Source organism: Brevibacillus soli (assembly GCF_044759095.2).
Classification (GTDB): domain Bacteria; phylum Bacillota; class Bacilli; order Brevibacillales; family Brevibacillaceae; genus JBIYSM02.
The window spans coordinates 39,289-47,035 of the sequence record NZ_JBIYSM020000037.1 but is presented as its reverse complement, the minus strand read 5'-3'; the positions used below and the strand labels follow the sequence as shown (position 1 = coordinate 47,035).

Here is a 7,747-nt window from a genome sequence, read left to right as displayed (position 1 = left end):
CAGTACACATCGCGACGATATATACATAAAGGCCCCGGGTTAAATCGGGAACCTCGGAATGACCTCAATTTCAAACTGGTCTTTTTTCGTCCACTCTTTTTTTCGGATGAACAGCGCCTTCTCGATGATCGACTTGAGAAGGCGATTTTTTTGTGTTGGATCCTGCAGGCTGTAGTAATTCTCCAAGACAGCTCGGACTTTTGGGACTATGGTTATTTGATGCATACGTCTATGAAGCTCGGCTTCGAGTTCTTGTTGTAGACGTTGGATAGATGATTCTGCCTCTTTAATCCTGTCTGAAATGCTTTTGTGCCGCTGGAGGAACAATTCTTCACTGTAAACTTTCTTCTCAAGCATCTCAAATGCCGTCTCCCTCATGGAATTAAGCTCAGCGATATCTTTGTTAAGGAGACTGACCTGCTTCTGCTTCGTTTCCACTACATCGTCCTTCTCGTTTTGTAACGATGCAGCCAATTCCTCCTCAGAGAGAGATGACTTCTGAGCCAAGATTTCAAGCGATTGTAGAATTCGCTGTTCAGCGAGAGGTAATAGTACGCCCTTCTGTAAGGATTGACAATGTGGGTTAATACAACGCAACTGAGGATTCGGTCTATCGGCTGTACGAGACAGATACAAGGCCCTCTCACATAGGCCACATTTGATGATTCCTGCCAGGGGATTGCTTAGACCTACCCCTTCTCTTGTGGGGGCTCTCCAGCGATCACGTAGAGCTGTGTTCGCTTCGTCGAAAAGGTCTTGGCTGACGATTGCCTCATGAGCATTTTCATGACGGATCCATAATTCGGGAGGAACTTTCTTTCGCACCCTTCTTCCGTTTCGCTTCAGGTGTTTCTCTTTTCCCCAGATGATATGGCCCAGGTAAACTTCATTCTTGATGATGTGCGAAACCGTTGACTGCTCCCATAAGTCTCCCTCGGGCGGCTTTACACCAAGCGAGTCCAAATGTTTCACGACCGCCTGACGGCCATGTCCACCGGCTACCAATTCAAAAATTTTCTGGACGATAGGTGCTTCTTCCGGATGAGGAATCAGTTTGAGATTCTCGTCACGCGAATAGCCATACGGAGGTTTACGTGTAATTGACTTCCCGTCTTTTGCTGATCGCCGCCGGCCACCCTGCAAGCGTTTATTAATCTGCTTTAGTTCCTCACGGGCAATGATCGATTTCACGCCGAAGAACAGCTCGGCACCTTCTGCATTACAGTCGATAACCTCCGAAGGAGTAATGATCAGGGTTTCAGAAAACTTGAATGCTCGAAAAATGGTACCGGCATCGATCATGTCTCCACGACCAAAGCGATCGAGGTCCATAACAATGACGCCCTCGACCAGACCTTCCTCAACCTGGCGAAGCATTTCCTGGGCTTCTGGCCGTTCAGATAGGTACTCACCAGATACTACTTCCTCAAAGATACCAATCACATTATGGCCTTCACGACGAATCAGCTCCATCAGTTCCCGACGGTGTTTGGCCAAAGTATCAAATGGAGTGTTGTTCTCCAGGGCTTTGCGTTCTTCTTCTACGTCCTTCCTACTTTTCCGTAGGTAGACAAAAACATCTAAGTGAGTAGGGCGGCTCATACAATCACCTCCTTATGATTATACCAACCAGGTAAGGCGAAGGGTGTAGAAAAATGGATTACTCATATTCCCCAGATCATCCATCCCCAAAATCCTGCATTTGCAATACTTCTTCAATATCCGCAACCTGGATGATTAGGTGTTCTGTATCCCAATAATCATAACCAGCCTCAACAGCTGAACGCCGAAGAGGTGGTAGATAGATGCCAAGCTTTCTGGGATTATCAACGTGTTGAGTCAGCTCTGCCATCGTAACCGATAACCCCTGTGCATCCGACAGAAAGTCTTCCATCCCTATTCGTTCAAACGGAGCATCGATGGATATGTAAACCTTCTCTCGGTCCCAGGGGAGTTCTCCTTTGCGGAAGGAGGTGACGTACCAAATGGGAGCAAGCTTGTCCTCAAAATAGTCGTAATACACACGAATCTTCATCGAAACACAACCCCTTGACCTTTCTCCATTTTGCGTTGAATCGCGGTCCTAAACATCTTCTTGGCTTCGTCGCACCAGTTTGCTGAGCTAGCCTTTCTGTACCGATTTCGTTCGCGCTCGATGCATGCCTGTTCCCATCTTCCAGCACTGATACGTCGCTTGATTTGATCCCATCGTTCTTTTGCAAGGTCGATAGGGACTCTAAATTCGGAGGAGAGAAGATAAGGAACGTCTCTCTCGTACTCAGGGAAATCCAGATTTTGAATCATTTGATAAGGCATCAGAGCATACTTGGCAAAATGATCGGCCTGTTCCTCTTGAAGGCCGCTGAACAAATCCGGCAACTCGGTCTGGTCTCCGGCATGGCCCCGCAGCAAGTGTCCTAGCTCATGGAAGAAGTCAAGTCGCTGTTGCATTGCGGTGAGGGACTTGTCCAACACGATGAATCGGACCCGGTCATTTTCGTATGCGAGTGGAAGGATATTGCGTTCGTACATTAGTTTGATGCCAAGGCAGGAGGCAATCAGCACCTCATCAATATCGACTGGTTTTTCAATGCCGATGGATTGATAAAGATTCATCACCTGCTTCTCAAGTTGGGTCGGTTGGTAATAGCTCCATTGCAACATGGTAATCCTCCTATTTTATAGGAATGTATGTTCGTATGTAGAGTTGAAAAGAAAAGCCCAAGTGGGCTAGTTAATGAGTTCTTTTGCTCTGTTTAGATTTTGGTAAATGCTATTCTTAAAAGTCTTCATATCACTATCGTCCTTCTTTCGGCCTGCTAACAGCGCATCGTATTCAGCCCATAACAGAAACAAGTCTGATGGTGTTACGGCCAGGAGAAAATCAGTACCGGTGAAAGTGTTTGAATCCAAACCAAATTCAGTTTGAAGTTTTTTGAGTCTATTGTTCCACTCGTCCGAAAACTTGTCCCATTGGTCTGAATTGTAAGACTTCTGGTGAAGCTGATAACTTTTAGATAATTCATCGTGAAGAGATGCCAGTCTGGTATAAAGTTGTTTTCGCTGTTCCTGTGTCAGTTCTTTTGCAGGTTTATTTTCCGGTTCCTGAATTGGTTGTGTTTCTTCAGTTGTCGGTGCTGCTGTTTGCTCTGTAAACGAATTAACGACTAAACCGACAACAAATATCAATGCAATACCTATTAAACCGTTTACGAAAGTGTTCTGCAACTTTTTTTCTTTCTGCGACAAAACACACACCTCTCATTTAAGCGAAATAAAAAACGCGCCTCATAATCTAAACTGCGCGTCATGATGTCAATTCTTGTTGTTCTCCTCATCAGCCATCTGATTCAGGAATTTCAGAAACTCCAACGTCCTCTTCCTTTTTTCTTCGTCAGCCTTATCCCACTCGCGGAAAAACACGTTTACAAGCTTGTCAGACGCTTCTGTCTTCCCGATAGGAGAGGGATCGTTAGTTTTTCCATGTAGATAGTCAGTGGATACATTAAATAGATCAGCTAGCTTGCTTACTGTTTCCATCGGAGGCTGCTTGGTTCCAGCTTCGTATGCAGTGTAAGTAGGGCGAGCAACACCAATTAGATCAGCTACATACCCCTGCGTCCACTTGGGATCTTTGGCTTTTCTTTTTTCCCTCTCGGCTTTTAGCCGTTTTGCAAACACCACAATACTCACCAGCCCATCTGTTTCTGAATCCATTATAAAGTTACCTAGAGAAACATGGAATAAATGTTACTAACAGTGTTAATTTAGTGTTGACATGTTACTTTAAGGAACATATAATAAAGTCATCAAGTTACTTTTAGGAACTTTTGGGGGTGATTAAGTGCGAAACTGGCTTAAAGAAACACGTGAAAATAAGGGGCTAACCCAAGAACAAGCCGCAGACCTATGTGGTATCTCAAGAAGCTATTACACTCATATCGAAAACAATACAAAGACACCAACAGTTAAGGTAGCAAAAACAATAGCTAAAGCATTGGGTTTTAACTGGACAATTTTTTTTAAAGATGAATGTTCCTCAAAGGAACAACCAGCCTAAAAGGGTGATCCGCAAAGGAGGTGATAACCATGCAACTAACCGATCAACGTATCCGCGAGATTGTGCGAGAAGAAGTAAGGGCTGCTCTGGAAGAGAGAGCCGCCGCGACAACGACGGCTGAAAATCGAGCAATTCAGTTTCATAGAGAACTTGGAAATTTGCTAAAAACATTTCATCCAACTAAAGAAGAATTCGATTCTTCTGTTGAGAGACATAAAAAATGGTTTAGCTTTCGCTAAAAGTTACATGTGAAAATAACTTTTTAATTCTTGGTATATTTCTTCAAGGCCATCGAGTAAATCAAGAGAATGCTGGAAGCTATGCGTTTCATTCAACGCTTCTAAGAATTCTTGGTTCAGGTTATTAAATTGATGGAAAAAGTCTTCAAAGTATTGAATTTCGCCACGGTCGCATATTTGCAAATAAAGAGATTGAGCGATTTTAATACATTGGAAAGCCTGATTCATGAATTGCAAAGCAACGTGAATGTTCTTTGTTTCAGAATAACAGTTTATAGCTTTCCGAGAATTTAGTAAGCATTCATGCGCAAACTGAAGAAAAAATTCTTTTTGTCTTACTATTGCCGAAATGTCCATTTTTTTCACCACCATCCGTCTCCGACATGCGGAAGAACGCCACTCGCCAAAGTTCACGTTCTTCTGACAAACAAATTCGGTGGAGGCAATGGAAAATCCTACAAGAAAGTAGGTGTTGAAAATGCCTAAGGTTGTCCCCCTTCATCACCCGCATACCCATAGAAGAAGGGGTGATGTGGGGATGGAACAAGACCGAGATCCGTTGAAACGCCCAACATACGTCATGCAGGTCGGTAACACCACCATCAAAATTCGTTCAGCTCTCCCGTTTATGACGCCTGAAGAACAAGAGCGTTGGTGGAAAGAAAACGACTCTCTTCCAGAGGTCAGGATGTTCAAACGTGCTTGGATCGAGTCGCTGGTTCACGTCGCTAAGGCCGAGGCGGCAAAGGAGCATGACAGTGCATAGCTGCCCTTATTGGGCAGATGGACAAGCCAAAGGAGATGACAAGCATGGAACAGGTGACATTCGCCACCGGCCAACCGATTACCCCGAAAGAGTTACAGGACATTTTGGGATCCTCTGAGGTAATCGATTTAACCAGTGTTAAAGATCTCGAATCACTTGCACAGCCGCTTAAACCGTGTAACGTTTCCGCGGAATCCGACCTAGATGAACACAATGAAAGGAGATGAAAGTGTGAATCAATTGGTCTTCATTGAAAACGGCCGTCCATTAACAGATAGTCTGATCGTGGCCGAAGTGTTTGGGAAAAATCATGCAGATGTGTTACGTGACATTCGCAATCTCGGATGCAGCGATGAGTTTCGACTCAGCAATTTTGCAGAGTCCTCTTATATCAATTTGCAAGGTAGACAAATGCCGAAAATGGACATCACGCGCGACGGATTTACCTTCCTTGTCATGGGATACACCGGTAAAGAAGCCGCACAATTCAAAGAAGATTACATCAAAGCTTTTAATCAAATGGAACAACATCTAAAACAGTTTGAACAAAACAAAGTTGTTCCGTTAAGCGAACGCCAAGCGTTGATCAAATCCCTTCAGTTGACAGTAGAACTGGCAGAGGAGATGGAGGAGGTAAAGTCGATCGCCCAATCCCACAGCCAGAAGCTAATCGAACTAGAGCAAAAGGTCGACGAGCAGATTACCCTCGACCACGGCGAGCAACGCGCTCTTCAAAAAGCAGTATCCCGCCGAGTATACGAAATTGAAGCTGACTCACAACGGCGCCGGGAGTTGTTCCAGCAGCTGCATCGAGAAATAAAAGACCGCTGGGCCGTTGCAAGTTACCGAGACGTCCGCCGGCAGGAACTTCAACAGGTGCTGCGCTACATAGATGCTTGGATGCCGCGGCGTGTGTCGTAGGAAGGCGGTGAACCCGGATGTTCACAAAAGACGAGTACTTCCACACTTTTGGAAGAATCTCCCGTAAGAGTGGATTCCGTAACGCCGGGCGTATTTTTGGCCTGACGTATCGTAACTTGCGCTTGTCGATGAACTGGGAGCCAGAGCGTAGGGAAAGCTACCGCGAGCGGCGGCATGCACTGCTGGCTGCCTGGAAAGAGTTCGTCGCCCAGCTTCGTAAGGAGGAAAAAACCGTGTCCCAACCAGCATTCCCTCAACTTGAGAAAAAGGTATCCGATTATGTCGCCGAACTGCAAGCCAGGGGAATCAGCTACGAAATCCTGAAGGACGAGGTTTTACCACCTACTTGCGGAATTTGCGTCCGAAAAGTGTTGATCGCGGATTGCAGGTACATGAAGGTCTTCGTGCAACTCTGGACGGATACTCGTGGCCCATTAAAAGACGTATCAGTAACCGAGATCCACGCAGATGATGCGTTAGCCTTCGCTGGGTACCTGGATAAAAAGAGATTCCCTCAGCAAGCCGAGGGAGGAATGATGAGCACACCTTTATCCTACGACATCCCAGAGTGACAGCATAGGCGGGGAAGGTCACAAAAAAGGGGGTGAAGGGGTTGAGTATCGGACAAGCATTGAAGGAAGCGCGTGCGCTGTACGGCGTGACACAAAAAGATTTTGCATCCGAACTGTATGTGTCACGCTCGACGGTCGCAATGGTCGAAACTGGCGAGCGAGAGCTTCCGGACGAAGCGGTGCCCGTAGCCGTCGGGAAACTCGATTGTGGTTTTCTCGCGATGGAGGTAGCGGCAGAATACACCGGCGGAGCATTCGTATCCAAACTTGACGGCGACGGGGTGGACTTACACAGGAGCAGCGTGAAGGCAAAGACAGCAGAAGAACTGACCGAAGCGTTAAGTGCCATCCAGGGAGTTTGCGTGGCCAACCGACCTGAAAAAATTAGCAGCCATGATCGTGAACAATTAGAGCATTCGCTGCTGCAGGTCATTGATGCGATTGTGGCACTTGCTCATTACGTTGCAGTGATCTGCCGGGAATACCGGTTCAGTTGGACAACATTATGGCGGCAACATCGGAAGAAGCTGAAAGCCAATGGATACCTGAAGTAGGGAAGGAGGAGTGGTCAATGACGCAAGACAACGTGAAGGAAATGCTGGATGGCGTAGATGAGGAGCAACTCTCAATGATCGTCTCAGCTCTGGAGGAAACGGCCAGACGTTACAACCAACAAGGCATGATCATAGTTGCACAAAAAATGCGCTTAACTGCAGACAAGGTTCTGAACATTAAGAGAGCTCGAGAAATGGAACAGGCGACGAGAATATTGGGAAGGTTCAACAACCTGGGAAATGAGAAAACCGCCCGCGGCGAACGGACGGCATAATTGATCAGTTAAATAAAGCATATCACAGACCTTTTGGTTGGGACAAGCAGTAATCGCTCGGTATTCGCACCTACGTGGGGAGGATGGGCAATGATAGAAGTTTCGATCACAGTTGGATGGGGATGGGAAGAAACGTTCCTGCTCCCACTGTCAACGGAAAAGCCGAGTCAGTACTCTCAGCTGAACAGTCGGAGGAACCGGCTTTTGACTCCGGGGCAACGAGTGCGCGGCGATGTAATCGTATAAAGCGGGCTTCGGCCCTGCGTGAGGGCATTGACTGGCCACCACCCCGGCTGGTTGGTGCTCTCACGGAGGGTCGAACCTCCCAGGGTGGTGAGGGACAGGGGGAGCTGCTCGTTC

General features: G+C 46.6%; 15 protein-coding genes. 9 read left to right on the top strand and 6 right to left on the bottom strand.

Going from position 1 to position 7,747, the window contains the following annotated elements:
• Positions 1-39 precede the first annotated feature (39 nt).
• The 5 genes from ACE99V_RS15355 to ACE99V_RS15335 form a co-directional block, all read right to left on the bottom strand.
• On the bottom strand, positions 40-1,602 hold the full coding sequence (locus tag ACE99V_RS15355) for a recombinase family protein (protein ID WP_420998574.1): 1,563 nt from the start codon (positions 1,600-1,602) through the stop codon (positions 40-42).
• 76 nt (positions 1,603-1,678) lie between these two features.
• Positions 1,679-2,035: a hypothetical protein gene (locus tag ACE99V_RS15350; RefSeq protein ID WP_400489392.1), complete on the bottom strand. Its 357-nt coding sequence runs from the start codon at positions 2,033-2,035 to the stop codon at positions 1,679-1,681.
• Entirely contained in the window at positions 2,032-2,664 is a 633-nt protein-coding gene (locus ACE99V_RS15345; RefSeq protein ID WP_400489391.1) for an ImmA/IrrE family metallo-endopeptidase, read from the bottom strand. Before ACE99V_RS15345 ends, ACE99V_RS15350 begins: the two co-directional genes overlap by 4 nt.
• Before the next feature lie 66 nt (positions 2,665-2,730).
• Positions 2,731-3,249: a hypothetical protein gene (locus ACE99V_RS15340; RefSeq protein WP_400489390.1), complete on the bottom strand. Its 519-nt coding sequence runs from the start codon at positions 3,247-3,249 to the stop codon at positions 2,731-2,733.
• Positions 3,250-3,315: 66 nt separating this feature from the next.
• Positions 3,316-3,717 (bottom strand): helix-turn-helix domain-containing protein, encoded by a 402-nt coding sequence (locus ACE99V_RS15335; protein ID WP_400489389.1) that lies wholly within the window; start codon positions 3,715-3,717, stop codon positions 3,316-3,318.
• Positions 3,718-3,844: 127 nt separating this feature from the next.
• On the opposite strand from ACE99V_RS15335, the gene ACE99V_RS15330 reads away from it, so the two are divergent.
• Entirely contained in the window at positions 3,845-4,060 is a 216-nt protein-coding gene (locus tag ACE99V_RS15330; protein WP_400489388.1) for a helix-turn-helix transcriptional regulator, read from the top strand.
• A 29-nt stretch (positions 4,061-4,089) separates the two neighbouring features.
• Positions 4,090-4,299, top strand: coding sequence for a hypothetical protein (locus ACE99V_RS15325; protein ID WP_400489387.1), 210 nt, complete (start codon positions 4,090-4,092; stop codon positions 4,297-4,299).
• A gap of 3 nt (positions 4,300-4,302) precedes the next feature.
• Here the strand turns inward: ACE99V_RS15325 and ACE99V_RS15320 are convergent, their stop codons facing one another.
• The gene (locus tag ACE99V_RS15320; protein ID WP_400489386.1) at positions 4,303-4,665 is read right to left on the bottom strand and encodes a hypothetical protein; all 363 of its coding nucleotides are present in this window, start codon (positions 4,663-4,665) and stop codon (positions 4,303-4,305) included.
• A gap of 172 nt (positions 4,666-4,837) precedes the next feature.
• Here ACE99V_RS15320 and ACE99V_RS15315 point away from each other — a divergent pair, with 172 nt between their 5' ends.
• From ACE99V_RS15315 to ACE99V_RS15285, 7 genes are all read left to right on the top strand, one after another.
• The gene (locus tag ACE99V_RS15315) at positions 4,838-5,065 is read left to right on the top strand and encodes a hypothetical protein (protein ID WP_400489385.1); all 228 of its coding nucleotides are present in this window, start codon (positions 4,838-4,840) and stop codon (positions 5,063-5,065) included.
• A gap of 44 nt (positions 5,066-5,109) precedes the next feature.
• Positions 5,110-5,292 (top strand): hypothetical protein, encoded by a 183-nt coding sequence (locus tag ACE99V_RS15310; protein WP_400489384.1) that lies wholly within the window; start codon positions 5,110-5,112, stop codon positions 5,290-5,292.
• Positions 5,293-5,296: 4 nt separating this feature from the next.
• A complete protein-coding gene (locus ACE99V_RS15305; RefSeq protein ID WP_400489383.1) occupies positions 5,297-5,986 on the top strand; it encodes a Rha family transcriptional regulator in 690 nt (229 codons plus the stop codon).
• 17 nt (positions 5,987-6,003) lie between these two features.
• Positions 6,004-6,558, top strand: coding sequence for a hypothetical protein (locus tag ACE99V_RS15300; RefSeq protein ID WP_400489382.1), 555 nt, complete (start codon positions 6,004-6,006; stop codon positions 6,556-6,558).
• Positions 6,559-6,599: 41 nt separating this feature from the next.
• A complete protein-coding gene (locus ACE99V_RS15295; protein ID WP_400489381.1) occupies positions 6,600-7,112 on the top strand; it encodes a helix-turn-helix transcriptional regulator in 513 nt (170 codons plus the stop codon).
• A gap of 17 nt (positions 7,113-7,129) precedes the next feature.
• On the top strand, positions 7,130-7,387 hold the full coding sequence (locus ACE99V_RS15290; protein WP_400489380.1) for a hypothetical protein: 258 nt from the start codon (positions 7,130-7,132) through the stop codon (positions 7,385-7,387).
• Between the two features lie 90 nt (positions 7,388-7,477).
• Positions 7,478-7,633: a hypothetical protein gene (locus ACE99V_RS15285; RefSeq protein WP_400489379.1), complete on the top strand. Its 156-nt coding sequence runs from the start codon at positions 7,478-7,480 to the stop codon at positions 7,631-7,633.
• Positions 7,634-7,747: the final 114 nt, after the last annotated feature.